The following is a 25,803-nucleotide window of genomic DNA, read 5'->3' as shown; positions in this document are numbered from 1 at the left end:
AGCGCTTAGTATGCTGCGCGGGCAGGCCACCCAGCCGCGCCCACGCCATCGACGGCATCAGCGGAGGAAACCGGTGCGATTCCGGTGCGGTCCCGCCACTGTCACCGGGGCCGGCGCGCGAACGCCGGGCCCTGGGAGCCAGGAACTCCCGCCGTCCTCCACCGGCCCGGGGCGCGGACCCCGAGGAAGGCACGTCCGACGTGATCCTGCTGCTGTCGACCTCCGACACCGACCTGCTCAGCGCCCGCGCCGCGAACGCCGCCGGCGGCCCCGTCCCGTTCCGCTTCGCCAACCCCGCCCGGCTGCCGCAGGAGGACCTGCCCGGCCTCCTCGACGGCGCCGAACTGGTCGTCGTACGGCTCCTCGGCGGGCGCCGCGCCTGGGAGGAGGGCCTGGACGCCCTCCTCGCGGGACCCCGGCCGGTGGTCGTGCTCACCGGTGAACAGGCCCCGGACGCACAGCTGATGGAGCTGTCCACCGTCCCCGTCGGGATCGCGGCCGAGGCCCACGCGTACCTCGCGCACGGCGGCCCGGCCAACCTGGGGCAGCTGGCCCGCTTCCTGTCCGACACGGTGCTGCTCACCGGCCACGGCTTCGAGCCCCCCGCCTCCGCGCCGTCCTGGGGCAGGCTGGAGCGCGCCGCCGCGGTGGCCGACGGCCCGCTGGTCGCCGTCCTCTACTACCGGGCCCACCACATGAGCGGCAACACCGCCTTCGTGGAGGCCCTCTGCGCCGCGGTCGAGCAGGCCGGCGCCCGGGCGCTGCCGTTGTACGTGGCCTCGCTGCGCGCGCCCGAACCCGAACTGCTCGACGCCCTGCGGGGCGTGGACGCCGTCGTCACCACCGTGCTGGCGGCCGGCGGCACCCGCCCGGCCGACGCCTCAGCGGGCGGCGACGAGGAGGCCTGGGACGCGGGCGCGCTCGCCTCGCTGGACGTGCCGGTGCTGCAGGCGCTCTGCCTGACCTCCTCCCGCGAGGTGTGGGAGGGCAGCGACGAGGGGCTCTCCCCGATGGACGCCGCGACGCAGGTCGCCGTCCCCGAGTTCGACGGCCGGCTGATCACCGTCCCGTTCTCCTTCAAGGAGATCGACGAGGACGGCCTGCCCGTCTACGCCCCCGACGCCGAGCGCGCCGCCCGTGTCGCGGGCATCGCCGTCCGCCACGCACGGCTGCGGCACATCCCGGTCGCGCAGCGCCGTCTGGCGCTCGTGCTGTCCGCGTACCCGACCAAGCACTCCCGCATCGGCAACGCGGTGGGCCTCGACACCCCCGCCAGCGCGGTCGCCCTGCTGCGCCGGCTGCGCGCCGAGGGCTGGGACTTCGGGCCCGGGGAGGAGATCCCGGGCCTGGTCTCCGGTGACGGCGACGAGCTGATCCGGGCCCTGATCGACGCGGGCGGCCACGACCAGGACTGGCTGACCGAGGAGCAGCTGGCCGCCAACCCGGTCCGCATCCCGGCCGCCGACTACCGCCGCTGGTTCGCCGCGCTGCCGCGGGAGCTGCGCGACGCGGTGACGGAGCACTGGGGCCCGCCGCCCGGCGCGATGTTCGTCGACACCAGCGCCGACCCCGAGGGCGAGATCGTGCTGGCGGCACTGCGCCGCGGCAACCTGCTGATCCTCATCCAGCCTCCGCGCGGCTTCGGCGAGAACCCGATCGCGATCTACCACGACCCGGACCTGCCGCCCTCCCACCACTACCTCGCCGCCTACCGCTGGATCGCCGCCGCCGAGGCCGACGGAGGCTTCGGCGCGGACGCGATGATCCACCTGGGCAAGCACGGCAACCTGGAGTGGCTGCCCGGCAAGAACGCGGCCCTGTCCGCCGCCTGCGGTCCCGACGCCGCCCTCGGCGACCTGCCGCTGATCTACCCGTTCCTCGTCAACGACCCCGGCGAGGGCACGCAGGCCAAGCGCCGTGCCCACGCCACCCTCGTCGACCACCTCGTGCCGCCGATGGCCCGCGCCGACTCCTACGGCGACATCGCGCGCCTGGAGCAACTGCTCGACGAGCACGCCGCGATCGCCTCCATGGACCCGGCCAAGCTGCCCGCCGTCCGCGCCCAGATCTGGACGCTGATCCAGGCCGCCAAGCTCGACCACGACCTGGGCCTGGAGGACCGGCCGCACGACGCGGAGTTCGACGACTTCCTGCTGCACGTCGACGGCTGGCTCTGCGAGATCAAGGACGCCCAGATCCGCGACGGTCTGCATGTGCTGGGCCAGGCCCCGACCGGTGCCGAGCGGGTCAACCTGGTGCTCGCGATCCTGCGCGCCCGGCAGATCTGGGGCGGTACGGCCGCGCTGCCGGGCTTGCGGGAGGCCCTCGGCCTGGACGAGTCGAAGGCGACACGGCTGACCGCCGACGCCGCCGAGGAGCAGGCCCGTGCCCTGGTGCAGGCCATGGAGGACGCGGGCTGGGCGCCGGAGTCCGTCGCCCGGGTCGCGGGGGGCCTGCCCGAGGACGTCGCCCGCGTCCTGGACTTCGCCGCCCGGCAGGTCGTGCCGCGCCTGGCCCGTACGACGGACGAGGCCGAGGCCCTCGTGCACGCGCTGAACGGCGGCTTCGTGCCCGCGGGCCCTTCCGGCTCGCCGCTGCGAGGCCTGGTCAACGTGCTGCCGACCGGCCGCAACTTCTACTCCGTCGACCCCAAGGCCGTGCCGAGCAGGCTCGCCTGGGAGACCGGCCAGGCCCTCGCCGACTCTCTGCTGGCCCGCTACCGCGAGGACAACGACGGCACCTGGCCGCGGTCGGTGGGCCTGTCGCTGTGGGGCACCAGCGCGATGCGCACCGCGGGCGACGACGTCGCCGAGGCGCTGGCGCTGCTGGGCGTGCGGCCGGTGTGGGACGACGCGTCCCGCCGCGTCACCGGGGTCGAGGCTGTCCCGGCGCGGGAGCTGGGCCGTCCGCGCGTCGATGTCACCCTGCGCATCAGCGGCTTCTTCCGGGACGCGTTCCCGCACGTCGTGGGCCTGCTGGACGACGCCGTGCGGCTGGTCGCCGGTCTCGAGGAGCCGGACGAGGCCAACTTCGTGCGCGCCCACACGCGCGCCGACCTCGCCGCCCACGGCGACGAGCGGCGGGCCACGACCCGCATCTTCGGCTCCCGGCCGGGGACGTACGGGGCGGGCCTGCTGCAGCTGATCGACAGCCGGGACTGGCGCAGCGACGCCGACCTCGCCGAGGTCTACACCGTCTGGGGCGGCTACGCCTACGGGCGGGGCCTCGACGGGCGCCCGGCCCGCGAGGAGATGGAGACCGCCTACCGGCGGATCGCGGTGGCCGCGAAGAACACCGACACCCGCGAGCACGACATCGCCGACTCCGACGACTACTACCAGTACCACGGCGGCATGGTCGCCACCGTCCGCGCGCTGACCGGCCGTTCCCCCGAGGCGTACATCGGCGACTCCACCCGGCCGGAGACGGTGCGCACCCGCTCCCTTGCGGAGGAGACCTCCCGGGTCTTCCGGGCCCGGGTCGTCAACCCCCGCTGGATCGCGGCGATGCGGCGGCACGGCTACAAGGGCGCCTTCGAACTGGCCGCCACCGTCGACTACCTCTTCGGCTACGACGCCACGACCGGCGTCGTGGCCGACTGGATGTACGACAAGCTGGCCCGCACCTACGTCCTGGACCCGGAGAACCGCGCCTTCCTCCAGGAGGCCAACCCCTGGGCCCTGCACGGTATGGCGGAGCGGCTGCTGGAGGCGGAGTCGCGCGGCATGTGGGCCGAGCCGGACCCCGAGGTCGTCGAGCAGCTCCGCCAGGCCTTCCTGGAGACCGAGGGCGACCTGGAGGGCGGGGAGTAGGCCGTCAGCCGATGGTCGGCGCGGCCGAGGCCGGTGCCGAGGAGGGCGGCGCTCCCGAGGGGTTGACGATGAGCGTCGGCTCGCCCGGTACGGGGGTCGGCGCGACCAGGTCCCGGGGGTCCGTGGTCGGGCTCGCGGTGGTCTGGGCGACGATCTGCGGGAAGTCGACCAGCCCGGTCTGCTCCATGACGGTGATGTGGTCCAGCACGGTGTCGTTGGCCTGGTCTGCCAGCTGCCGCACGAGGCTGTTCATGGTCGTGGAGCGGACCTTGGCGATCGTGTTGAAGATCTGGCCGTGGGTCAGCCGCAGGATGTTGGCGAGCTTGCTGTCGAAGTCGCCCCCGGAGGCGGAGGAAAGGGTGCCGAGGAAGCCCATCTGCTGCGGCGTGGGCTGGTTGGGCAGCGGGATGCCGAGCTGGGTGGCCACCGTGCGGTCGGCGCTGTCCAGCGCGGTGTGTCCGTCGATGAGGTGCCGCCCGGCGGTCTTGACCGCCTGTGTCGTGCCCTTCTGCTCCGCCATCTGCCCGGCGGGGAACTCCCACAGTCCGGCGAGCCGCACCTTGACGACGAACTCCCGGTCGAGGGGCGTCAGCGGGCCGTACGGGGTGGTCACCGCCTGTGCCTCGGGGGTGGACGCCGCGACGTTCGCCCCGGACATCGCCGGGTACACGAGCGCGGCGATCGTGCACACCAGCGCCACGGCGACCAGGGCGGTCGCCGCCGTGAACCGGTTGGCCTTCATCGCGCCTCCATGGTCGGGATTCGTACGCGCCTCCGGACGGTAGGGCCCGTCGCGCCGGGACGGTACTCCTGCGTCATTTCCCTGACCGGGGGCGGGGGTTGTTGGTACGGTGCAAACTTTCGCCTGTGCAAATGTTGGGGGTATGTCTCCCTCGCCCCGGCTCTTGGGCGGGGCGACGGTTCCCCGTAACGCGGACGTCGGCCCGGAGCGCGAGCCTGGGGGGATGGATGCCACCGCGCTGGGGCGATCCCTGCTGGAACCCGTCCCGGCCCACCGCACCGCCGGGATCCAGGAGCGTCCGCCGGGTCTCCCGCGCCTGACGGGAAACGCCCGGCGAACATCTGACGGCGGGACAGGGACGGCGCCGCCGGGACGCGCGGCGCGCCGTACGGTGACCGCACTGCAGGTGAGACCGGCGGGGAGCGGGGCGAGAGGTGGGCGACTGGCTGAGCGCCGACAACGTGGTGGCGGTGCTGACCGCGCTGCTCGGTCTGATGGTCTCCGTCGGCGTGGTCTGGTACGAGCGCCGCGTCCCGCGCCGCCGGCGCATCGGCTACCGCGTGCAGATGGACACGCCCATCGGCAGCGACGACCCCGACGGCGGGGGCGGCGGCCGCAGCGTACGGTTCGGGATCTTCGACGACCTCCCCGACATGTCGGACGCCACCCTGGTCCTGATCCGCGTCGAGAACGACGGCGGCGAGGCCGTCACCGACTCCGACTACACCAATCGCGACCCCGACCGCGCGCTCACCGTCGTCTTCGCCGGCCGCACGGTACGGGGCGTGGCCGTCACCGAGGCCGACGCCGGGGCGCTGATGGACCACTTCGCCCCGGCCGGGGGCACCGGCGGCGTACGGCACCAGGGCAACGTGATCCACCTGCCGCGCGTCCCCCTCAACCGGGGCCAGCACTTCAAGCTGCTCGTGCTCCTGACCGGCGGCCCCGTCGGCGGCGGGGTCCGGATCAGCGGGGGCGTCCGCGACGGCGTGGTGGTCCCCAACAAGGCCATGCCGGTCGACTCCAAACCACCGCTGTTCAGCCGGGCCGCCCGGTGGCTCACCATCATGCTCACGCTCTGCGTGACGGTCCTGGCCGCGATCATCGTGGTGCGCGAGGACCCGCCGCCGCCCATCGGCTGCGCCACCGGACGGCTGACCGTCACCGGCTCCACGGCCTTCGCCCCGGTCATGGACGAGCTCGCCCGCCGCTACGCCGCGGACTGCCCCGACACGCGGATCACGGTCGACGCGCACGGCAGCAACGAGGGCGTCCGCGAGCTGGCCGACGCCGGGGACCCCGGAGTGGTCGCCCTCTCCGACGGCCCCAAACCGGACGGCAACCCCCGCCTGGACGAGAACCGTGTCGCCGTCTCCGCCTTCGCGCTGGTCGTCAACGACGACGTCCCCGTCAGGGACCTGACCATCGACCAGATACGCCGCGTGTACAGCGGCTCCGTCGTCAACTGGAGCCAACTGGGCGGCCCCGACCTGCCCGTCCTCCTCGTCAGCCGCAACGCCGACTCGGGCACCCGCGACCTGTTCCGCCGCCACGTCCTCGGCGGCCACGGCGAGCCCGCGTTCACCTCACGCGACTGCCGCAACCGCAACTCCCCCGAGGACAAGGTCGTCCGCTGCGAGCTGGACAGCACCGACCAGGTCCTGAGGACCGTCGCCCGCCTCCCCGGCGCCATCGGCTACGGCGAGCTGCGCGCCGCCACCGCCTCGCCGGGCCTGCACACCCTGGCCATCAACGGCCGCACCGCGACCCCGGCCGCCATCGGCGACCGCAGCTACCCCTTCACGGAGATCGAGTACGCCTACACCTACGACCGCCCCGCCACGGGCTCCCTCGCCGCGAGCTTCCTCACCTACATGATCCGCGGCGCCGGCCAGGACGTGGTCAGGTCCCACGGCCACCTCCCCTGCTACAGCCCCGAGGGCCTCGACCGCTGCCGCCCCTGACGGCTCGCGGGCGAGATGTACCCGGGCCCGTCACGTGGGGTTCGCCGGGGCATGGGGCGGGGCGGCGGTGGGCGGCGTTACCGTGAGGTCAGACGTACGCGCGTTCGCGCGGACCCGGAGGTGAGAGGCGACATGACGACGCTCCCGCACCCCGCGGACCTGGATCTGCTCGCCGGGATGCAGGTCGACTACACCGACCAGGACGACCCCGTGCTGATCCGGCCGGACGGCTCCCCGGTCGAGACGTGGCGCGAGAACTACCCGTACGACTTCCGCATGGAGCGCAAGGAGTACGAGTGGCACAAGCGGCTCCAGCAGATAGAGCTGCTGAAGCTGCAGAGCTGGATCAAGGAGACCGGCCGGCGGCTGGTGATCGTCTTCGAGGGGCGTGACGCGGCCGGCAAGGGCGGGACGATCAAGCGCTTCACCGAGCACCTGAACCCGCGCGGGGCGCGGGTGGTGGCACTGGAGAAGCCGACCGAGCGCGAGCGCGGGCAGTGGTACTTCCAGCGGTACGTCGAGCATCTGCCGACCGCGGGGGAGATCGTGCTCTTCGACCGGTCCTGGTACAACCGGGCCGGCGTGGAGCGGGTCATGGGCTTCTGCACGGAGGACGAGTACCAGCGGTTCATGCGGCAGGCACCCGCGTTCGAGCGGATGCTCGTCGACGACGGCGTCGACCTGGTGAAGTTCTGGTTCTCCGTGTCGCGCGACGAGCAGCGCACCCGCTTCACGATCCGCCAGGTGGACCCGGTGCGGCAGTGGAAGCTCAGCCCGATGGACCTGGCGTCCCTGGACCGGTGGGACGACTACACCGAGGCCAAGGTCACGATGTTCCGGGAGACCGACACCGAGCAGGCGCCGTGGACGGTCGTGAAGAGCAACGACAAGAAGCGGGCCCGCGTGGAGGCGATGCGCAGCGTGCTCGGCCGCTTCGACTACGGCGACAAGGACGAGGAGGTCGTGGGCGTGCCCGACCCGAGGATCGTCGGCGCCGCCGCGAACCTGCTCGAGGCCGGCGAGGCCTGAGCCCCCCGGGGTGGACGATCCGTCCACCCCGGGTCCCGGATCCGGACGCGTCGTCCCCCGAACGCGGCCGGGGCCGCCCCGGTGCACCCGGGGCGGCCCCAGCCGCTTCCTCGGCCTACTTGGTGAAGTACATGTACTTCCACGAGCCGTGGGTCGTGGTGTTCACGGAGTCGCCCGAGGAGCCCTTGACGTACGAGGACCGCATGCGGGCGCGGATGCCGGACTCACCGGGGGCCTCGAGCCGCACGGCCGACTTCCCGTTGGTGGCGAGCTTGAAGTACTGGCTGCCGCTGCCGTACCACTTGCCCTGGTAGTAGACCTGCAGCTCGAACCGCTGCTTGCGGTTCTTGTAGTAGCTCATGGTCGTGGTGAACACCGGGTCGGTGTTCTTGTGGAACCAGTAGTACGTGGTCGAGCCGATCTTGCCCGTCCTGTAGTGCCGGGAGACGGACGTGGAGACCTTGACCTGCGTGCCGGCCGAACGGGACACGGACTTCGGCGCCGCGGAGAAGTCACCGCCGAACGACGCCCAGAAGGTGGTGTTGCGGGTGACCTTGTAGGTCACCTTGAAGTCGCCGGAGGAGTTGACCGTACCGCTCTTGACCAGCTTCTTCGTGCCGTCCGACGCCTTGGCGTAGATCGACAGCACCCGGCTCCTGCCGGTCCTGCCGAGGTGGCCGGTGACGGTGGCGGTCGAACCGTAGGAGTAGGTCGAGTGGTTGGTCTTGATGCTGACCGAGGTGGCCGTACGGGAGACCGCGACGCTGTCCTTGCCCAGGGCGGCGGTGTGCGTGGCGTCGCCCGCGTAGTGCGCGGAGTAGGTGACGGTGCCGCCCGTGTACGGGGTGTCCGTGAAGCTGAACGTGCCGTTGGAGGCGACCGTCTTGGTGCCGAGCGACTTGCCCTGCGGGTTGGTGAGGTCGGTGCGGGTCACCGTGACCTCGGTACCGGCCGGGAGCGCGGTGGTCGCGGTGAGCCTGCCGGTGACCGTGATCTTCGTGGCGCGCTTGGCCGTGGCGGGGGCGCTCACGGTGAGCGTGGACTGCGACTTTCCGGGCTCGGTGAACGCCTTGACGGTGTAGCCGCTGGTCGACCCCACGAGCCCGAAGATCCGCGAGGAGTCCGGCGCCCAGGCCAGTTCGGCCGCGCCGCCCGTTCCGACCGGATACGTGCGCAGCGGCCCGGTGGCGTTGGGCGTGTAGACCACCACGTTGGTGCCGCTCGCCTGGGCGACCAGCCCGTTCGCCGCCACGTCGGCGTTCTGCCCGCCGGGGTAGGAGCCGGCGAGGGTGAAGCTCCCGTCCGCGTAGGCGGTTCGGTCCGTGCCGTTGACCAGCACCTGGGGGGCGCCGGGGACGAGGTCGATGTCGTGGATGCCGCTGTTGAGCCGGTAGTCGCCCATGTACCAGGCGACCTGCTGCGGCGCGGTGCCGGAGACGTCCAGCACGGCCATGGAGTCGGTGGAGATACCGGTCTGGCCGACGGCCAGCAGGCCGGGCGCGTTCGGGTCGGTGTCGAGGAGCGCCTGACCCCAGACCTTGCCGGAGAACTGCCCGAGGGACACCGGGTCGGTGCCGCCGGCCGGGTCGACCGACGGATCGACCGAGCCCAGGTCGCCGTCCCACTGGTCGCCGTAGGTGAACCAGACCTTGCCGCCGGCGAAGGCGATGTACCGCGGGCCGTACAGGTCGGGGACCGTGTAGCGGGCCTTGAGCGTGAGGGTGGCCGCGTCGAAGGCCATGACCTCGTGGACCTCCCGCGCCGCCGCGTACACGGTGGTGCCGTCGTCGGACACCGTCAGGTCCGTGACCCCGGCGACCCCGCTCACCGAGTCGACGAGGTTGCCGGCGTAGTCGGTGGCCAGGATCTTCCCGGCCGTGCCGTCGCCGACGAAGACGCGCTGGAGCGCCCCGTCCACGACGATGCCGCCGGGTGAGGCGACGGTGGCCGTGGCCGCCGAAGCGGGCCCGGCCGCGGCGACGCCCAGCGCCACCGAACTGAAGAGGACCGCGAGCGTCGTCGCGGCCGAGATGTTGCGCATGCGCACGGTACTGATGACCCCCACAAGGAATCCCGGATCCGGGAGACGGGAGCGCCGCGCGGCTTCCGGACGTGACCGCAGGCGTGCGGCGACGCGCGGGGCGCGACTGCTCCCATAGGACATGGCACGGACAAGGGAAGAGCGGGTACCCCCCGGTGACCTGCATCCCGCTGTCGGCAAGACGGAACGCTACGACATGCCTACGACAGCGGGCCACCGCATTGACCGCCCTCGCCGATCCGTTACCGCCGCTTCGCCAGGTGATGGGGATACCGTGCCCGATTCGATGCCCGGCGCAGTACAACCTTCCTGTGGAAGCGGGGAGTTCAGTCGCCGGCGACCCGCACGGTGACCGTCCACTCCCGCAGGCCCAGGCAGGCCACCTGGTCCGGGGCGGTGGGCGAGGCGCACAGCGGCTGGGTGGAGGTGAGCCGCGCCGTGCCGGGGGAGGTGGCTCGGTAGGCGGCGATGGTGTCGCCGCGGGGGGCGCCGATGCCCGCGTTGGTGGGGGTGAGGGCACTGCCCTCGCTGGTCACGGGGGACCACGGGCGGTCGGGCGTGCCGTGGAGGGTGACGCGGACGGTGCCGCCGGCGGTGAGGCAGACGGTGCGGCCGGTGTCCTCGGCGGTGAGCGCGGCCTCGGCCGTGCAGGTCCCTCCCGTACCGTTCCCGTCTCCGGGACCGGCGGTGCCGGTGCCGCTCGGGGAGCTGCTGGGGCTGCCGTCCGCGGGGCCGCCGGACTGCGTGCCGCAGCCGGCCAGCAGGAGTGCGGTCGCCGCGACGGCCGCGGCTGTCGTATGACGCATGGTTGGCCTCCTTTCCGCTTTGACGTGTCACAGTCGCGAAAGGCTCCCGCCGCCGCGTCGCCGGTGACGGCGGTCCGGAGGGTGCCCGCGGTCGTCGGGGCGGCGCGGGCCGGTCCGGCCGGGGCGCCGGCGACTGCCGCCCTGGCAGGATTTTCCCAGGTTTCCCCCTGTGTGCCCGGCCCGGCCCGTCCGCTACCCGCCGGGCGGATCACGGCGGCCCGGGTCGACCGGCGCTTCCCCGGCGGACGACTCGTCACGTTCGCCGGGGACGGCACCGTCGACCTGGTCGTCGGCGGCCAGACCACCGTCACCGTCGAACTGACCGGGCCCGTCACTTTCCTGCGCCCCCTCGGGGCGCCCGTGGAGGCCCGCGTCCTGCGGTTCCACGCCGACGACCCGCGCGCCGCCGTCGCCGCCCTGGGGGTGGGCGCGGTACCGGGGGCTCGGGTAACCTTGCCGTCCCCAGCAGTGGACGTACCGAGGAGGTGAGACCCATTACCGCCATGTCAGGTTGGGTGCTCTCCTCCGGCGGCCCCGCGCTCCGGACGACCTAGGCCGTCGAGAGCGCCCCGCGGCGCCCCGAAAGGCCTCCATGTCCTCCGCTTCGCCCGTTCCCTCCGGACCGTCTTCCTCCGGCTCCTCCTGTTCCGGACCCTCTTTCTCCACCACCTCCGGCTGCTCCTCCTCCGGTTCTCCCGGCTCCTCCGCCGTGCCCCGCGCCGCGTCCGTCGCGCCGGTCGTCTCCGCGCTCCGGGCGGCCGGGTGCGTGTTCGCCGAGGACGAGGCACGGCTGCTCGTCTCCGCCGCCCGCACCCCCGGTGAGCTCGCCGCGATGGTGGAGCGCCGGGTCGCCGGCCTCCCGCTCGAACACGTCCTGGGCTGGGCCGAGTTCTGCGGTCTGCGGATCGCCGTCGGACCCGGGGTCTTCGTCCCGCGCCGCCGTACGGAGTTCCTCGCCCGCGAGGCGGCCGCGCTCGGTCACGCCCTGGGCCGGCCCGGTGCCGTCGTCGTCGACCTGTGCTGCGGCTCCGGCGCGGTGGGCGCCTTCCTGGCCGCCGCGCTCGACCGTCCCGTTCTGCACGCGGCCGACATCGACCCGTCGGCGGTCGCCTGCGCCCGCCGCAATCTCGCTGCGGCGGACGGCGACGTCCACGTTCACGAGGGCGACCTCTACGACCCCCTCCCCGCGGGGCTGCGCGGCCGTGTCGACGTGCTGGTCGCGAACGTGCCGTACGTCCCCAGCGACGCCGTCGCCCTCCTTCCCCCCGAGGCCCGCGACCACGAGCCCCGCGTCGCCCTCGACGGCGGCGCCGACGGCCTCGACGTCCTGCGCCGGGTCGCCGCCGCCGCGCCCGAGTGGCTCGCTCCCGGCGGCCGGCTCCTCTTCGAGACCGGTGAGGAGCAGGCCCCGGCCGCCGTCGCCGCGGTCGCCCGGGCCGGGCTGGAGGCGCGGGTGGCCGTGTCGGAGGAGCTGTACGCGACCGTCGTGATCGCCTCGGCCCCCACGGCGTAGCGGGGCGGGGCCCCGCGCGGCCGAAATCCTCGCCGTGCGTGAATCCGTCGTTTCCCCGAGTGAATAATCGCCCGGAAAAGTGACGCGGGCCACATGGCCCGCGTCACCCAATCGGCGATTTGTCCGGGTCTGCGTGTGACGTGGCCGATATGACGTGTGCCACTTTCGGGGTCTCTTAGTAGACCGCGCCCCGGAATCCCCTTCCCATGCCTGAGCGGCGGGACTTTCGTCCCTGGTCCCACAACTAATCCCGTTAGTAACAGGGGTGCATTGACCTCGGGATTTAAGTCGGCCAACAATTCATGGCGTACCCCACGGAAGAGGAATTACTCGAATGCAGATCTCCGCTATGTCGAAGCTCAACCGCGTCGCCAAGGCCAAGAAGATCTCCCTCGGCTGCGCTGCCGCGAGCGTCGCCGTCGTCGCCGGTGGCGTGGCCATGGCCCCCACCGCCTCCGCCGCCACCACGGCGCAGTCGGGCTCCGTCAACACGTGGATCAACCAGTCCCTGCAGGTGATGCGTGCCAACGGCATCCCGGGCACGTACAACGGGATCTACAAGAACCTGATGCGCGAGTCCTCGGGCAATCCCAACGCCATCAACGGCTGGGACTCGAACGCCGCCAAGGGAATTCCCTCCAAGGGTCTGATGCAGGTGATCGACCCGACGTTCAAGGCCTACCACGTCCCCGGTACCTCGTGGAACATCTACGACCCGGTCGCGAACATCACCGCCGCCTGCAACTACGCGGCCCACGTCTACGGCACGATCGACAACGTCAACTCGGCGTACTGATCGCGCGCAGCGCATTCCCTGGGGAAGCCCCCGGCGGCCATGGCCGCCCGGGGGCTTCCGCCTTTTCGTGTTCCCGTCATCCCGCGGCTTTTCCGGTCGCGCTTTCGCACAGGGCTTTCCCGTCGCGGGCCTGGACAGGCGAACGGCGCTGGTCCACGCTGTCCGACCATGACCGTCGCCCCTGACCGCCCGCCGGCCGAGGCCGAGGCCCTGCACGCCGCCGCCGAGGACATAGCCGCGCTGCTCCGCGCGTGCCCGGACACCTCGGTGCCGATACCCGGCGCCGAGTGGACGGTCGGCGAGGCCGCGGCACACCTGGTGCTCGCGGGCGAACTCATGGCGGCGCTGGCCGAGGGCCGTGAAAGGCCGTACGGCGACGGCACCCCCGGCAGCCTCGCCGCGGAGAACGCCGCCTCCCTGGCCGCCTTTCCCGAGCGCGACGGCCCGGTCCTGGCCGAGGCGATCGTGCGGCACGCCCGCGCGTTCACCGAAGCGGCCGCCGTACGCGCGCCCGGCACGGCGGTGGTCACCCCGCTCGGTCCCATGGACCTGGCCACGCTCGGCTCGTACCTGCTCACCCACATGCTCGGCCACGGCTACGACATCGCGGTCGCCCTGCGCCGGCCCCACATGGTCGACCGCGAGCGGGTGGCCCGCTGCATGCCCTTCCTCAGGACGGCCATGCCCCGGGTCGTCGACGCGCGGGCGGCGGCCGGCTTCTCCGCCTGCTACGCGCTGCGCGTCCCCGGGATCACCCGTTTCGCCGTGACCTTCACCGACGGCGCCGCCGATGTCACGGACGAGCCGCCGCGCCGCCCGGACTGCACCATCACCACCGAGCCGGTCACCTTCTTCCTGATCGCCCTCGGCCGCCGGGGCGCCACCGCCGCCATGGCCCGCGGCAGGATCGCCGCCTGGGGCCGCCGCCCCTGGCTCGCCCCCCGCTTCCCCACCCTCTTCACCGCGCCTTAGGGCCCCGCCGGTCCCCCGCCCGGGCCCGGCCAGTCGCCGGGCAGGGTGTACGTCCAGCCCGGCTGCCAGACGAAGGGGGCCCGGAGGCTCTCCGCCGGCGGTACCCCGCCCAGCAGGCAGGCCAGGGCCCAGCGGTTGGCGGAGTGGGCGGGCCTCCCCCGGGTCGGGTGCGTCAACGGGTGGCGGCGGCCCGGAAGGTGCGCCGGTAGGCGAGGGGGGAGACGCCGATGGCGGCGTGGAGGTGCTGGCGCAGCGAGGTCGCGGTGGCGAATCCGACCTCGCCCGCGATGCGGTCCACCGGGAGGTCGCTGGACTCCAGCAGGTGCCGGGCCCGGCTGACCCGCTGCTGGATGAGCCACTTCCCCGGGCTCGTGCCGACCTCGTCCCGGAAGCGCCGGGCGAAGGTCCGCAGGCTCATCCGCGCGTGGTCCGCGAGGTCGTTCAGGGTGAGCGGCAGGTCGAGGTGCTCCAGTGCCCACTGCCGTGTCGCCGCCGTGCCGGTGTCGGTCGGCGCGGGGACGGGCTGCTCGATGTACTGCGCCTGACCGCCCTCCCGCCAGGGCGGTACGACGCAGACGCGGGCGACGAAGTTGGCCACGGCGCTGCCGTGGTCGGCGCGCACCAGGTGCAGGCAGACGTCCACGCCGGAGGCGGCGCCCGCCGAGGTGAGGATGTCACCGTCGTCGACGAAGAGCACGTCCGCGTCGAGCGCCACCCCGGGGAACATCCGCCGGAAGTGGTCGGCGAGCGCCCAGTGGGTGGTGGCGGGGCGGCCGTCGAGGAGCCCGGCGGCGGCGAGCGCGAAGGCCGCCGTGCAGATGGAGACGATGCGCGTGCCCGGCCGGATCATGCCGAGCGCGGCGGCGACGGGGGCGGGGAGCTTTTCGGTGATCCGCCTCATCTCGTACGGCGGGATCACGACGGTGTCCGCGGTGGCGAGCACCTCGGGGCCGTGCTCGACGGCGACCGAGAAGTCGGAGTCGGTGCGCACAGGGCGGCCGTCGACGGTGCAGGTCAGCACCTCGTAGCGGTCCCCGGCCGAGCCGAAGACGCGGTTGGGGATGCCCAGCTCGAAGGGATAGACGCCGTCGAGGGCGAGGACGACCACACGATGCATGGCACGATCTTATCGGAGGATGGCTATCAGGCCATTTTCCTCCGTGCCGCCGGTCGGCAGGCTGGAGCGCATGAACGACACGACCCCTCGCACCATGCGCGCGATCACCCAGGACGTCCTCGGCGGCCCCGAGGTCCTGCGGGAGGCGGAGCTGGAGCGTCCGGCCCCGGGCATCGGGCAGCTGCTCGTCCGCGTCCACGCCGCCGGCCTCAACCCGACCGACACCAAGCACCGGCAGTCCGGGCTCTTCCTCGGCAACCCGCCCTTCGTCCTCGGCTGGGACGTCTCGGGCGTCGTGGAGGAGACCGGGCTGGGGGTCGCCCTCTTCCAGCCCGGCGACGAGGTCTTCGGCATGCTCCCCTACCCGTACGGCGCCGGCTCCCACGCGGAGTACGTCACCGGTCCCGCCCGCGCCTTCGTGCGGAAGCCCTCCGCCATGAGCCACGAGGAGGCCGCCGCGGTCCCGCTGGTGGCGCTCACCGCCTGGCAGGCCCTCGCCGACGTCGCCGCGGTGCGGCCCGGGCAGCGGGTGCTCGTCCACGCGGCCGCGGGGGGCGTCGGCCACGTGGCCGTCCAGATCGCCAAGTCCCTCGGCGCGCACGTCATCGGCACCGCGAGCGCCGCCAAGCACGACTTCCTGCGCGGCCTCGGCGCCGACGAACTGGTCGACTACCGCACGACCGACTACGCCGAGGCCGTCCGCGACGTGGACGTCGTCCTCGACCCCCTCGGCGGCCCCGATTCCGTCCGCTCCCTCGGCACCCTGCGCGACGGCGGGCTGCTCGTGACCCTCCTGCCGACCGGCGTGCCGGAACTGCGGGCCGAGGCCGAGCGCCGGGGGGTGCGCGCCACCGGCATGCTCGTCGAGGCCGACCACGCCGGCATGGCCGCGGTCGCCCGCCTGATCGAGGAGGGCGCCCTGCGCGTCACGGTCGCCGGCACCTTCCCGCTGGCCGAGGCCGCCAAGGCGCACGCGTCGCTGGAGACCGGGCGGACGACGGGCAAGCTGGTCCTCACCGTCCGCTGAGCGCCGCGGCGAGGGCGGGGCCGTACGGGCACCGGGGCAGGGCTCGAACCTGCGTCCACCCGGTCCCGAGCCGGGCGCTCCACCAACTGAGCTTCCCGGTGCCCGTACGGCCCGCCGACGGGGCGCCACCGGTCAATCGTCCTGCGCGTCAACTTCTGGTTGACGCGTGGGCCAGCGTCAACCTATCGTTGACGCATGACGCAGCAGATCCGGCTCGACGACCTGATCGAAGCCATCAAGAAGGCCCACCCCGACGCCCTCGACCAGCTCTCGGACGCCGTCATCGCCGCCGAGCACCTCGACGAGGTCGCCGACCACCTCATCGGGCACTTCGTCGACCAGGCCCGGCGGTCCGGCGCCTCCTGGACCGACATCGGCAAGAGCATGGGCGTGACCAAGCAGGCCGCCCAGAAGCGCTTCGTCCCCAAGGACCCCGGCGGCTTCCCCGACCTCGATCCCTCGCAGGGCTTCTCGCGCTTCACCCCGCGGGCCCGCAAGGTCGTCATGGTCGCCCACGGCGAGGCCAAGGCCGCCGCCAACCCCGAGGTCCGCCCCGAGCACCTCGCCCTCGGGCTGCTGAGCGAGCCCGACGCCCTCGCCGCCCGCGCCATGACGGCCCAGGGCGTCACCGCCGACGCCGCCCGCACCGCCCTCACCGCGGCCCTCCCCGAGGCCGTGTCCGAGGTCCCGGAACTCATCCCGTACGACCTCGCCTCCCGCAAGGTCCTCGAACTCACCTTCCGCGAGGCCCTCCGCCTGGGCCACAACTACATCGGCACCGAGCACCTCCTCCTCGCCCTCCTCGAACTGGAGGCGGGCGACGGCCCGCTGACCTCCCTCGGCCTCGACAAGGCCACCACCGAGAGCCACGTCGCCGCGGCGCTCGCCGAGATCACGGGCGGCACGCACGCGGAGGGGTGAGCGTCGCCCCGGGTGGGGCGTGGTTCCATGAGGGGCCATCACAGCCCCACCCGGGAGGAACGGAACCCTGAACACCACGACCGCGGAGGCGCTGTCCGTCGCGCTGCTGCTCCTCGTGCTCGCCGGGGCGGTGATCCGGCCGTTCGGGCTTCCGGAGGCGGTGCTCGCCGTGCCGGCCGCCGCGGTGGCCGTGGGGAGCGGGGCGATCCCGCTGGAGCACGCGCGGGAGGAGGCGGCGCGGCTGGGGCCGGTGATCGGGTTCCTGGCGGCGGTGCTGGTGCTGGCGCGGCTCTGCGACGAGGAGGGGCTGTTCCGGGCCGGCGGGGCGTGGATGGCCCGGGTGGCCGCGGGCCGGCCGCGGCGGCTGCTCGGCGCGGTGTTCGCGCTGGCGTCGGCGGTGACGGCGGTGCTGAGCCTGGACGCGACGGTGGTGCTGCTCACCCCGGTGGTGTTCGCGACCGCCGCCCGCCTGGGGGTGCGGCCGAAGCCGCACGTGTACGCCTGCACGCACCTGTCCAACACCGCCTCGCTGCTGCTGCCGGTCTCGAACCTGACGAACCTGCTGGCGTTCGCGGCCAGCGGGCTGAGCTTCACCCGCTTCGCCGGGCTGATGGTGCTGCCGTGGCTGGTCGCGATCGCCGTGGAGTACGTCGTCTTCCGCCGCTGGTTCCGCGGCGACCTGGCGGCCGCCGTCCCCGTCCCGGACGGTGCCGGGACGCCGCCGCTGCCGGTGTTCGCGCTGGTCACGGTGGTCTGCACGCTGGCGGGCTTCGTCGTCACCCCGGCGCTCGGGATCGATCCCGCGTGGGCGGCAGCGGCCGGGGCGCTGGTGCTGGCGGTACGGGCGGTGGCACGGCGGCGGATGACGGTGCGCGCCGTGGCGGGGGCGGCCGGGGTGCCGTTCCTGGCGTTCGTGCTGGCGCTGGGCGTGGTGGTCCGGGCGGTGGTCGACAACGGGCTCGCCGACGTGCTGGGCCGGATCGTGCCCGGGGGCACCGGGCCGGCCGCGCTGCTCGGCGTCGCGGCGCTCGCCGCCGTCCTGGCCAACCTGATCAACAACCTGCCCGCCGTGCTGGTCCTGCTGCCGCTCACCGCGCCCGCCGGGCCCGGCGCCGTCCTCGCCGTGCTGCTCGGGGTGAACATCGGCCCCAACCTGACCTACGCGGGCTCTCTGGCCACCCTGCTGTGGCGGCGTATCGTGCACCAGCACGAACACGACGTGGATCTGAAGGAGTTCACCGTCCTCGGCCTGCTCACCGTGCCTGCGGCACTGGGCCTGGCGGTGGTGGCACTGTGGGGTTCGCTGTACGTCCTCGGAGGGTGATGTCCGTGATCGTGACCGCCTGGATCGCCGAAGGAACCTGGCCCGCCTGCGTCGACGCCGTCCGCGTCCACGCGCCGGAGGCCGCCGACGTCGTCCTGCTGCACGTCAGCGGCCCCGACGTGCCCGGTCTGGCGCACGCCGCCTACGCCGGGCTGCTGGGCCGCGGGCACCCGGAGCACGATCCGGGCACCCGCCTGGAGGATCTCGGGGCGGACTCCGCGGGACGGCTGCTGGACGCCGCGGCCCGGCGGCTGGGCCGCCCCTGCCGCCGGGAGGAGCGGTCCGGGCGGGTGGAGCGCGAGGTGGTCGCCGCGGCGGCCGGGACCGATCTGCTGGTGATGGCCCGTGACGGCGACCTCGCGCGGCTCGGCCCGAGGAGCCTGGGACCCGCGGCGCGCTTCGTCGTGGACCACGCGCCCTGCCCGGTCCTGCTGGTGTGGCCCGCGGCCGCGCCGGACGTGGCGACCCTCCCGCCGCCCCCGCCCCACTGACCCGGGCTCAGCCCGCGGCGCCGGGCAGCTGCTTGAGGTCGTCGACGACGGAGCGGGTCAGCACCGCATTGGTGAAGACGACCGTGGCGCGCGGCACGACCCCGTCGGGGTCCCGTTCGGCCTGGACGGTGCGCTGGCCGAGGAAGACGTGGGTCTTCCGGTCGAAGATCCACTCGGTGCGCTCGCCGCTGGTCTCGTCCAGCCGGGCCACCGCGACCCCGTGCCGGCCGGTGGCGTCCACGGCGTCGTCCACGGCGAAGACGCCGGGGATCTCGGCGGCGGCCTTGTAGAGGGCGGTGGTCAGTTCGGCCGGCGGGTAGCTCTCGCCCAGCAGGTCGCCGATGGTGGTGAAGGCTTCCTGGTCGGGGCCGTTGCCCATGCCCTTCGTCTCCTTGTAGATCTTGGCCAGGAGGACGTCGGGGTCGGTGGGCAGGGTGGTGAGGTAGTCGTAGCTCGGCACGTTCAGGGTCGGCTCGGGTACCTTGCCCTGCTCATCGGTGCCCGCCAGGGTCATGCCCTCCGGGCCGGTGGTGCCGGGCTCGATCAGCCAGCCGTCCTTGCCGTCGCGGGACTGCCAGACCTGGCGCCGGTGCAGCGGGGAACTCGCCAGGCTGGTCGTGCCGTGCACGTGCCGCACGTTGGTGCCGGCCGACTTCGACTCGATGTAGACGTACTGACCGTCGCCCACCGGCGCCGCGGGCGACTCGGCGGCGGCCAGCGAGACGGTGTCCAGCAGGCGGGCGGCGCCCTCGGGGTCCGCCGTGCCGAGGCGGGTGGTCAGGACGGGGGCGGAGGCGGAGGTGCCGGAGCCGTCGCCCGTGCCGGTGCTCTCCGCACCGCCGAACACGAACAGGCCGGTCGCCAGGGCCCCGGCCAGCACGCCCGCGGTCAGCGGGACGAGGACCATACGGCGCAGGAAGGGGTTGCGGCGCCGGGCGGGGCGGCCGGCGGCGTGCGGCTCGGGGCTCGGGGCGAGGTCCTCGTGGATCCGGGTCATCAGGCGCTCCTTGTGCAACTGGTGACGGCCCGCCGGCAGGTCCCGCTCCACGCGCGGCAGGAGACGGGCGGTCTCCTCCCATTCCGAGGGATGGGCGTTCATCGGATTCCTTCCTGTGCGGGCCGGACCGCGTTCGCGCGGTCCCCTTCTGTCTGTCGGCGACGGCCGGCGGGTTCCGTCTCCGCGTCGGCGAGTTTGCGCAGTCTCGTACGGGCCCGGGACAGCCGGGAGCGCACGGTGCCGACCGGGACGCCGAGGGCCTCGGCGGCCTCGGCGTACTCCAGGCCCTCCCACAGGCAGAGCGTCAGCACCTCGCGCTCGGGGCGGCGCAGCCGGGCGAGGGCGGTGAGCACGGCCGCCAGGCGGCGCCGGTCGTCGACCCGGCCGGCCACGAGGTCGGCGTGGTCCGGCACTTCGAGGGCGGCCGTACCGGCCAGCGCCCCGGCGGCGACCGCGGCCCGGTAACGGCGGTTGCCGCGGCAGTGGTTGCGCGCGATGTTGGTGGCGACGCCCAGCAGCCACGGCCGCAGCGAGCCCCCTTCGGGGTCGACGCGCTCCCGCAGCCGCCAGGCTTCCAGGAAGGTGGCCGACATGACGTCCTCGGCGACCGACCAGTCGGCGGTCAGTCTGAAGGCGTGGTTGTAGACGGTACGGGCGTACGCGTCGAACAGCTCCGCGAAGGCGGCGGGGTCCCCGTCCCGTACCCGGGTTCGTACATCAGTGGTCACCTCTGTGGGCTGTCCGTCCGTCCTCCGCGGGTTCCCGTGACCCGCGTCACGCCGCGACGCCCTCGGGCGCCGCGGGTTCGAAGGGCATCAGCTCGTCCTGCCCGGGCCGCACCACCCCGAAGGTGCTCTCGGGGACCTCGTGCCAGGCGTCCGGCAGATCGCCCAGCGGCTCGGACACCACGAGCCGGGTCTCCTCCGACACGCCCTGCAGGAACCACAGGTCGGGGTGGAGTTCGCGCAGCGAGTCCACCCTGCTGCTGTAGAACAGCGACCGAGACGTGCGCTCGCTGGAGTAGCGGAACGCCCACAGGCTCTCCCCGTCGGTGACCGCCACCGTCATCTGGACCGGGAACTCGACCCCGTGCTCGTGGCCGGTCCGCTCCACCAGCCCGGCCATCCGCGCCACGGCCCCGGGCACGTCCTGGTCGAGGCCGAAGGTGAGCGCGAGGAAGAACATCACCTCGGAGTCGGTCGAGCCCTCGATGCAGGAGAACAGCGCCGGGTCGATGGCGAGCGAGAGGTCGCGGCGCAGCCGGTGGAAGTCGGTGATCGCGCCGTTGTGCATCCACAGCCAGCGGCCGTGCCGGAAGGGATGGCAGTTGGTCTGCTGGATCGCGGTGCCCGTCGATGCCCGTACGTGGGCGAAGAACAGCGACGAGGTGACGTGGCGCGAGATCTCCCGCAGGTTGCGGTTGTTCCAGGCGGGCCCGATGTCCCGGATGATCGCCGGGGTGTCCAGGTGGTCCGTGGCGTACCAGCCGATGCCGAAGCCGTCCCCGTTGGTGGTCTCGACCCCCATGCGGGAGTGCAGGCTCTGGTCGATCAGGGAGTGCCGCGGTTTGTAGAGGATGTTGTCGAGCAGCATGGGTGTGCCCGAGTAGGCGAGCCACCGGCACATGTGCACCATTCCCTTCCTCGTCCGCCGTCCCTCGTCGGCCGCCCGTCCTGGCGCGCCGTGCGTTCTCAGATCTCGGCCGGGGCGACCTCCGCCCAGATCGTCTTGCCCTCCTGGGCGTGCCGCGTCCCCCAGCGCTCGGTGACCTGCGCCACCAGCATCAGTCCGCGGCCGCCCTCGTCGAAGACCCGGGCCCGGCGCAGATGGGGCGCGGTGCCGCTGCCGTCGGAGACCTCGACGATGAGGGTGGAGCTGTGGATGACGCGCAGCCCGATGGGCGGGGTTCCGTACCGGATGGCGTTGGTGACGAGTTCGCTGACCACCAGCTCCACGGTGTAGGCGATGTCGTCCATCCCCCATTCCGCCAGCCGTCCGATGACCTCCGCGCGGATCCCGGCGACCGCGGCGGGCTCGGCGGGCACGTCCCAGGTGACGACCTGGCACGCGTCCAGCACCTTGGTGCGGGCGACGACCAGGGCGACGTCGTCGTCCGGGGGGTCGGGGACCAGGGCCACCAGGTGGTCGCAGACGGACTCCAGGGAGCGGTCGGGCCGGGTGAGCGCCTGGCGCAGCCGCGCCATGCCGGTGTCGACGTCCCGGTCCTCGGTGGCGATGAGGCCGTTGGTGTAGAGCACCAGGAGGCTGTCCGGGTCCAGTGCGATCTCGACGGTCTCGAAGGGCAGTCCGCCCAGCCCGAGCGGCGGTCCTGGCGGCAGGTCGAGGAACTGCGCGGCGCCGTCCGGCGTGGTCAGCACGGGCGGGGGGTGTCCCGCGCTGGCTGCGGTGCACAGCCGGCAGACGGGGTCGTAGACCAGGTACAGGCAGGTGGCGACGAGGTCCGTGACGACGTTCTCGCCGTCGCTGTCGCCGACCTCCTCCCCGGCGAGGTGCACGACCAGGTCGTCAAGGTGGACGAGCAGCTCGTCGGGCGGAAGGTCGACGTCGGCGAGGGTCCGCACCGCCGTCCGCAGCCGTCCCATGGTGGCGGAGGCGCGCAGTCCGTGGCCGACGACGTCGCCCGCGACCAGCGCGACCCGGGCCCCGGACAGCGGGATCACGTCGAACCAGTCGCCGCCCACCCCCGCGCCGCTGCCCGCGGGCAGGTAGCGCGAGGCGACCTCCACCGCCTCCTGGCGGCCGAGCCGCTGGGGCAGCAGGCTGCGCTGGAGGGCCAGGGCGGTGGCCCGTTCGCGGGTGTAGCGGCGGGCGTTGTCGACGGCGACCGCGGCCCGGGTGCCGATCTCCTCGGCGACCTGCAGATCGTCCTGGTCGAAGGGGTCGGGTCTGCGGTGCCGGGCGAGAACGGCGACGCCGAGGGTGATGCCGCGGGCCCGCAGCGGGATGACCATCACCGAGTGGATGCCGTGCCGGCGCAGCATCTCGGCCCGTCCGGAGTCGCCCGCGGCCCAGCTGTTGATGGCGCGGTCCACGGTGACGTGCAGCGAGGCGCGCCCGGTGGTCAGGGAGCGGGCGGGCGGCGAGTCCTGCGGGTAGCGGTCCAGTTCCCCGGTCGCGGTCACCGACTCGGGCATGCCGGGGAGGACGGACTGCTGGGCGGCGCGCCGCAGGGCGACCCCGGGGTCACCGGGCTGCGGCTCCACCCCGCGGAACAGCGGGTCGAGCAGGTCGACGGTGGCGAAGTCGGCGAGGTGGCCCACCACCACGTCGGCCATCTCCTGGGCGGTGCGGGCCACGTCCAGGGTGCTGCCGACCCGGGTGCTGACCTCGTTGAGCAGGGCGAGCCGCTCCCGCGCCACGTGCTGCTCGGTGGTGTCGACCGCGGTGAGCTGGACGCGCGGGGTGCGCCGCAGGGGGTCGGCGAGCGGGGAGAGCGTGATCGTCCAGGTGCGCGGCGCCGGTGCCACCCGGGAGCGGATGCGCAGGTGCAGGTCGTGGGACTCGCCGGTGGCGAGGACGTGCCGGACGCCCTCCTCGACGGCCTCCCCCGCGCTGCCCGGCAGGAACTCCGAGGGGCGTCTGCCCCGCATCTGCTCCTCGGTGCGTCCGGCCTCGCGCTGCATGCCCCTGCTGGTGCGCAGCGTCCGCAGCTCGTTGTCGAAGATCGCCATGGGCAGGATGGCCTGGTCGAAGGCCTCCTCGACCACGCTGTCCACCGCTCCCCAGTGGCGCCGGTCCATCGGGGAGACCACGATGAGCCGCTGCGGCCGGCCGCGGCCGTCCAGCGACGGGTAGACCCGCACGGACACGTCCAGGTGGCGCCCGTCCCGGCGGCGCAGTACGGATCTGCCGCCCCAGCCGAAGGGCATCGCGAGGAACCACTCGGTGGACTGTGTGGCGTCCGAGCCGAGCAGCCGGCTGGCGGGCTGTCCCACGACCTCGTCGTGCCCGTACCCCAGCAGCCGCTCGGCCTCGCTGCTCCAGCCCGTGACGACCCCGTGGGCGTCGATGACGGCCGTGGCCGGAATGCCCGGCTCGGCACGGGGAGGGAGGCCGCCGTCGAAGTCGTCGTCGAGGCTGGAATCTCGCATCGCCATTCGTCGCCGTTCTCGCCCGTCCTCTTCCGGCCCCGCCAGGACGCGGCCGTCCGGGCCCACCTCCACTTCTACCGCTCATGGCGCGCGCCCGCAGTTCGGCGCCGGTCGCGGTCAGCGCGCGGGGGCCGTGCCGGGCAGGGCGCCGCCGCAGCGGGCGGCCGGGAGGGTGCCGTCGCTGCCGGCCAGGACGATCGCGGCGGTGTCCTCACGGCCCTCGGCGTAGGCGGCGGTGCAGACGACCTGGCGCGCGGCGTCGTCCTTCAGAGGCCGGACGGGGAACGGCAGCGTGACCCGCACGGTGCCCCGGGACGACGTGACGTCCACCGGCCCGGCGGAGGGGGGCAGCCCGGTGCCGAGTCCCGCCTCGCTCTCCTGGGGCTCGGGCCCGTCCAGCAGCACCGCCACGACCTGCGCGGTCGGCACCGGCGGCGCCTGCGCGTCGTCGCCGGTCGCGCGCAGGACCGGGGTGATCAGGCCGTCGGGGGAGAGGAAGAACAGCGTCAGCCGGTTCGGTGCCCCGGGGAAGGCCTCGACGGTGGCCGGGCCGCCCGCCTCGACGACCCCGGAGCCCGGGACCTCGCAGCCGGCCAGCAGCGCCGCGGCCGCGCAGACGAGGGCCGGGACGTACCGGCGGCCGGCGGCGGCCGGGACGGACCGCGGTCTCACGGCGCCGCCTCCCCGTCCCGGCGGGGGACGGCCAGCGGCATCCGCACGGTGAGGACGGCACCGCCGTGCGGGCCGTTGGCGGCGCGGACCGTGCCGCCGTGCAGCCGGACGTTCTCCCGGACGATGGCCAGGCCCAGACCGCTGCCCGCGGAGCGGGTGCGGGCCGCGTCGGCCTTGTAGAAGCGGTCGAAGATGTGCGGCAGGACGTCCGGGGCGATGCCGGGGCCGCTGTCGGCGACCTCGACGGCGAACCGGGCCCGGCCGCCGTCGGACGGCTCCTCGCTCAGCCGGATGCGGACGGGGGCGCCGCCGTGGCGCAGCGCGTTCCCGACGAGGTTGGCCACCACCACGTCGAAGCGCCGCGGGTCGAGCCGGGCGCGGATGCCCGGGGGCAGGTCGGCGGCCACCCGCGCGGGGTCCGTCCAGCGCCGGGTCGCCAGGGTCCTGCGGATGGTCTCGGCGACGTCGACCTCGTCGGCGTTGAGCTCGGCGGCCTTCGCGTCGAAGCGGGAGATCTCGATCAGGTCCTCGACCAGGACGGCGAGTTTTCCGGTCTCCGCGCTGATGAGGCGGACGGCGGCCGCGGTGTCCGGGGCGAGCCGCCCGGCGTCCTCGTCGAGCACGTCGGTGACGGCTAGCATCCCGGCCAGCGGGGTGCGCAGTTCGTGCGAGACGTCGGAGGCGAAGCGGCGGGCCCGTGCCTCGGCGCGGCGCAGCTCGGTGACGGAGCGCTCCAGTTGCAGCGCGGTGTCGTTGAAGGTGTGGGCCAGGTCGGCGAGTTCGTCGCTGCCCTTGGCGAGGATGCGGGTGTCGAGCTCGCCGCGGCCGATGCGCTGTGCCGCCGTGCGCAGGTCGCGGACCGGGCGGAGCACGCTGCGGGCGGCGAGCAGGGCGGGGACGAGGGCGACGAGCAGCGCGGGCAGGGCTCCGTCGCGGGCGGCGGTGAGCATCGCCCGGATGTCGTCCTCCTCCGCGGCCAGGGGCATCACGGCGTAGAGCACGAGCCCGGTGGGGCGGGCGGACAGCCCGGTCCTGAAGACGGTCGGCACGGCCATGGTCAGCCAGGGGGTGCCGTCCTTGTCGACCCGCTGGAAGACGCCCCGGGGACTGGCCAGCGCGGCGCGGCGCAGTTCGGGCGTGATGACGGTGGAGACGGGGCTGGTGCCGGAGGAGACGCGGATCGATCCGTACTCGGCGAACACCACCCAGGTGCGCGGCTTGCCCTTGCGCGCGATGTCGCGCAGCACCTCCTGGAGGGCCGCGCGGTCCATCGGGAGCGTGGTGCCGACGGTGGCCGCCTGCTCGCGGAAGGAGGAGACGGCGGTGTTCTGGACCTGTTCGAGGACGGCGTTGCGCGCCTCGCGGTACGTGAGGGCGGCGGTGGTGCCCGCGCTGACCGCGGCGACGAGCAGAAAGGCCAGCACCAGTCGGCTGCGCAGCCCGATCCGGGCCCTGCGGCGGATCACC

21 protein-coding genes, 1 tRNA gene and 1 riboswitch are annotated in these 25,803 nt (G+C 73.7%); of the genes, 11 read left to right on the top strand and 11 right to left on the bottom strand.

Annotated elements, in window-relative coordinates; genetic code table 11:
* Positions 1 to 63: 63 nt before the first annotated feature.
* A riboswitch (cobalamin riboswitch) is annotated at positions 64 to 148 on the top strand.
* Positions 149 to 200: 52 nt separating this feature from the next.
* Positions 201 to 3,812, top strand: coding sequence for a cobaltochelatase subunit CobN (gene cobN, locus B085_RS0113475; RefSeq protein WP_018559089.1), 3,612 nt, complete (start codon positions 201 to 203; stop codon positions 3,810 to 3,812).
* A 4-nt stretch (positions 3,813 to 3,816) separates the two neighbouring features.
* Here cobN and B085_RS0113470 read toward each other — a convergent pair whose 3' ends face one another.
* The gene (locus tag B085_RS0113470) at positions 3,817 to 4,554 is read right to left on the bottom strand and encodes a DUF4142 domain-containing protein (protein WP_018559088.1); all 738 of its coding nucleotides are present in this window, start codon (positions 4,552 to 4,554) and stop codon (positions 3,817 to 3,819) included.
* 494 nt (positions 4,555 to 5,048) lie between these two features.
* On the opposite strand from B085_RS0113470, the gene B085_RS0113465 reads away from it, so the two are divergent.
* On the top strand, positions 5,049 to 6,518 hold the full coding sequence (locus B085_RS0113465; RefSeq protein WP_051102047.1) for a PstS family phosphate ABC transporter substrate-binding protein: 1,470 nt from the start codon (positions 5,049 to 5,051) through the stop codon (positions 6,516 to 6,518).
* A gap of 132 nt (positions 6,519 to 6,650) precedes the next feature.
* Positions 6,651 to 7,547, top strand: a complete 897-nt coding sequence (gene ppk2 / locus B085_RS0113460) for a polyphosphate kinase 2 (protein WP_018559086.1) — start codon at positions 6,651 to 6,653, stop codon at positions 7,545 to 7,547.
* A 115-nt stretch (positions 7,548 to 7,662) separates the two neighbouring features.
* Here ppk2 and B085_RS0113455 read toward each other — a convergent pair whose 3' ends face one another.
* Together B085_RS0113455 and B085_RS0113450 are read right to left on the bottom strand one after the other, a co-directional pair.
* A complete protein-coding gene (locus B085_RS0113455) occupies positions 7,663 to 9,588 on the bottom strand; it encodes an Ig-like domain repeat protein (protein ID WP_051102046.1) in 1,926 nt (641 codons plus the stop codon).
* Between the two features lie 326 nt (positions 9,589 to 9,914).
* On the bottom strand, positions 9,915 to 10,394 hold the full coding sequence (locus B085_RS0113450; RefSeq protein WP_018559084.1) for a hypothetical protein: 480 nt from the start codon (positions 10,392 to 10,394) through the stop codon (positions 9,915 to 9,917).
* 171 nt (positions 10,395 to 10,565) lie between these two features.
* Between B085_RS0113450 and B085_RS42255 the strand changes: the two genes are divergently transcribed.
* From B085_RS42255 to B085_RS0113430, 4 genes are all read left to right on the top strand, one after another.
* The gene (locus tag B085_RS42255; protein WP_018559083.1) at positions 10,566 to 10,883 is read left to right on the top strand and encodes a hypothetical protein; all 318 of its coding nucleotides are present in this window, start codon (positions 10,566 to 10,568) and stop codon (positions 10,881 to 10,883) included.
* 220 nt (positions 10,884 to 11,103) lie between these two features.
* On the top strand, positions 11,104 to 11,907 hold the full coding sequence (locus B085_RS0113440) for a putative protein N(5)-glutamine methyltransferase (protein WP_018559082.1): 804 nt from the start codon (positions 11,104 to 11,106) through the stop codon (positions 11,905 to 11,907).
* 334 nt (positions 11,908 to 12,241) lie between these two features.
* Complete coding sequence (locus tag B085_RS0113435; RefSeq protein WP_026251004.1) at positions 12,242 to 12,703, top strand: transglycosylase SLT domain-containing protein; 462 nt, start codon at positions 12,242 to 12,244, stop codon at positions 12,701 to 12,703.
* A gap of 168 nt (positions 12,704 to 12,871) precedes the next feature.
* Complete coding sequence (locus B085_RS0113430; protein ID WP_018559080.1) at positions 12,872 to 13,675, top strand: maleylpyruvate isomerase family mycothiol-dependent enzyme; 804 nt, start codon at positions 12,872 to 12,874, stop codon at positions 13,673 to 13,675.
* A 172-nt stretch (positions 13,676 to 13,847) separates the two neighbouring features.
* On the opposite strand, the gene B085_RS0113425 is transcribed toward B085_RS0113430, so the two are convergent.
* Positions 13,848 to 14,792 carry a GlxA family transcriptional regulator gene (locus B085_RS0113425; protein ID WP_037731625.1) on the bottom strand — a complete coding sequence of 315 codons (945 nt, stop codon included), beginning with the start codon at positions 14,790 to 14,792 and terminating at the stop codon, positions 13,848 to 13,850.
* Between the two features lie 70 nt (positions 14,793 to 14,862).
* Here B085_RS0113425 and B085_RS0113420 point away from each other — a divergent pair, with 70 nt between their 5' ends.
* Positions 14,863 to 15,819, top strand: coding sequence for an NADP-dependent oxidoreductase (locus B085_RS0113420; RefSeq protein WP_037731633.1), 957 nt, complete (start codon positions 14,863 to 14,865; stop codon positions 15,817 to 15,819).
* Between the two features lie 27 nt (positions 15,820 to 15,846).
* On the opposite strand, the gene B085_RS0113415 is transcribed toward B085_RS0113420, so the two are convergent.
* Positions 15,847 to 15,921 (bottom strand) — tRNA-Pro (locus B085_RS0113415).
* A 93-nt stretch (positions 15,922 to 16,014) separates the two neighbouring features.
* On the opposite strand from B085_RS0113415, the gene B085_RS0113410 reads away from it, so the two are divergent.
* The 3 genes from B085_RS0113410 to B085_RS0113400 all read left to right on the top strand — a co-directional run bounded on the left by B085_RS0113410 (position 16,015) and on the right by B085_RS0113400 (position 18,555).
* Positions 16,015 to 16,740, top strand: coding sequence for a Clp protease N-terminal domain-containing protein (locus tag B085_RS0113410; RefSeq protein WP_018559077.1), 726 nt, complete (start codon positions 16,015 to 16,017; stop codon positions 16,738 to 16,740).
* A gap of 67 nt (positions 16,741 to 16,807) precedes the next feature.
* Positions 16,808 to 18,064: an SLC13 family permease gene (locus B085_RS0113405; RefSeq protein ID WP_078619881.1), complete on the top strand. Its 1,257-nt coding sequence runs from the start codon at positions 16,808 to 16,810 to the stop codon at positions 18,062 to 18,064.
* A 5-nt stretch (positions 18,065 to 18,069) separates the two neighbouring features.
* Positions 18,070 to 18,555, top strand: coding sequence for a universal stress protein (locus B085_RS0113400; protein ID WP_026251001.1), 486 nt, complete (start codon positions 18,070 to 18,072; stop codon positions 18,553 to 18,555).
* A gap of 7 nt (positions 18,556 to 18,562) precedes the next feature.
* Here B085_RS0113400 and B085_RS0113395 read toward each other — a convergent pair whose 3' ends face one another.
* The 6 genes from B085_RS0113395 to B085_RS42245 all read right to left on the bottom strand — a co-directional run bounded on the left by B085_RS0113395 (position 18,563) and on the right by B085_RS42245 (position 25,802).
* Positions 18,563 to 19,654, bottom strand: coding sequence for a CU044_5270 family protein (locus B085_RS0113395; RefSeq protein ID WP_018559074.1), 1,092 nt, complete (start codon positions 19,652 to 19,654; stop codon positions 18,563 to 18,565).
* A complete protein-coding gene (locus B085_RS0113390; RefSeq protein WP_018559073.1) occupies positions 19,651 to 20,280 on the bottom strand; it encodes an RNA polymerase sigma factor in 630 nt (209 codons plus the stop codon). The genes B085_RS0113395 and B085_RS0113390 overlap by 4 nt, the downstream gene beginning before the upstream one ends.
* A 46-nt stretch (positions 20,281 to 20,326) precedes the next feature.
* Positions 20,327 to 21,178 (bottom strand): class II glutamine amidotransferase, encoded by an 852-nt coding sequence (locus B085_RS0113385; protein WP_026251000.1) that lies wholly within the window; start codon positions 21,176 to 21,178, stop codon positions 20,327 to 20,329.
* A 65-nt stretch (positions 21,179 to 21,243) separates the two neighbouring features.
* Positions 21,244 to 23,670: a SpoIIE family protein phosphatase gene (locus B085_RS0113380; RefSeq protein ID WP_018559071.1), complete on the bottom strand. Its 2,427-nt coding sequence runs from the start codon at positions 23,668 to 23,670 to the stop codon at positions 21,244 to 21,246.
* A gap of 111 nt (positions 23,671 to 23,781) precedes the next feature.
* On the bottom strand, positions 23,782 to 24,336 hold the full coding sequence (locus B085_RS42250; RefSeq protein ID WP_018559070.1) for a GerMN domain-containing protein: 555 nt from the start codon (positions 24,334 to 24,336) through the stop codon (positions 23,782 to 23,784).
* Positions 24,333 to 25,802, bottom strand: a complete 1,470-nt coding sequence (locus B085_RS42245; RefSeq protein WP_018559069.1) for a sensor histidine kinase — start codon at positions 25,800 to 25,802, stop codon at positions 24,333 to 24,335. Before B085_RS42245 ends, B085_RS42250 begins: the two co-directional genes overlap by 4 nt.
* Between the last annotated feature and the right edge of the window lies 1 nt (position 25,803).

This window comes from Streptomyces sp. BoleA5 (genome assembly GCF_000373665.1).
Classification (GTDB): Bacteria; Actinomycetota; Actinomycetes; order Streptomycetales; family Streptomycetaceae; genus Actinacidiphila.
The sequence above is the reverse complement of the archived record's forward strand: the minus strand, read 5'-3'. Positions and strand labels throughout refer to the sequence as shown.

Bases quoted from the DNA above. Each gene is read 5' to 3' on its own strand.
- B085_RS0113455 (WP_051102046.1), bottom strand. From the start codon at position 9,588: ATGCGCAACATCTCGGCCGCGACGACGCTCGCGGTCCTCTTCAGTTCG.
- B085_RS0113435 (WP_026251004.1), top strand. From the start codon at position 12,242: ATGCAGATCTCCGCTATGTCGAAGCTCAACCGCGTCGCCAAGGCCAAG.
- B085_RS0113450 (WP_018559084.1), bottom strand. From the start codon at position 10,394: ATGCGTCATACGACAGCCGCGGCCGTCGCGGCGACCGCACTCCTGCTG.
- B085_RS0113430 (WP_018559080.1), top strand. From the start codon at position 12,872: ATGACCGTCGCCCCTGACCGCCCGCCGGCCGAGGCCGAGGCCCTGCAC.
- B085_RS0113470 (WP_018559088.1), bottom strand. From the start codon at position 4,554: ATGAAGGCCAACCGGTTCACGGCGGCGACCGCCCTGGTCGCCGTGGCG.
- B085_RS0113395 (WP_018559074.1), bottom strand. From the start codon at position 19,654: ATGAACGCCCATCCCTCGGAATGGGAGGAGACCGCCCGTCTCCTGCCG.
- B085_RS0113410 (WP_018559077.1), top strand. From the start codon at position 16,015: ATGACGCAGCAGATCCGGCTCGACGACCTGATCGAAGCCATCAAGAAG.
- B085_RS0113380 (WP_018559071.1), bottom strand. From the start codon at position 23,670: ATGGCGATGCGAGATTCCAGCCTCGACGACGACTTCGACGGCGGCCTC.
- ppk2 (WP_018559086.1), top strand. From the start codon at position 6,651: ATGACGACGCTCCCGCACCCCGCGGACCTGGATCTGCTCGCCGGGATG.
- B085_RS0113385 (WP_026251000.1), bottom strand. From the start codon at position 21,178: ATGTGCCGGTGGCTCGCCTACTCGGGCACACCCATGCTGCTCGACAAC.
- B085_RS0113465 (WP_051102047.1), top strand. From the start codon at position 5,049: ATGGTCTCCGTCGGCGTGGTCTGGTACGAGCGCCGCGTCCCGCGCCGC.
- B085_RS0113420 (WP_037731633.1), top strand. From the start codon at position 14,863: ATGAACGACACGACCCCTCGCACCATGCGCGCGATCACCCAGGACGTC.
- B085_RS0113425 (WP_037731625.1), bottom strand. From the start codon at position 14,792: ATGCATCGTGTGGTCGTCCTCGCCCTCGACGGCGTCTATCCCTTCGAG.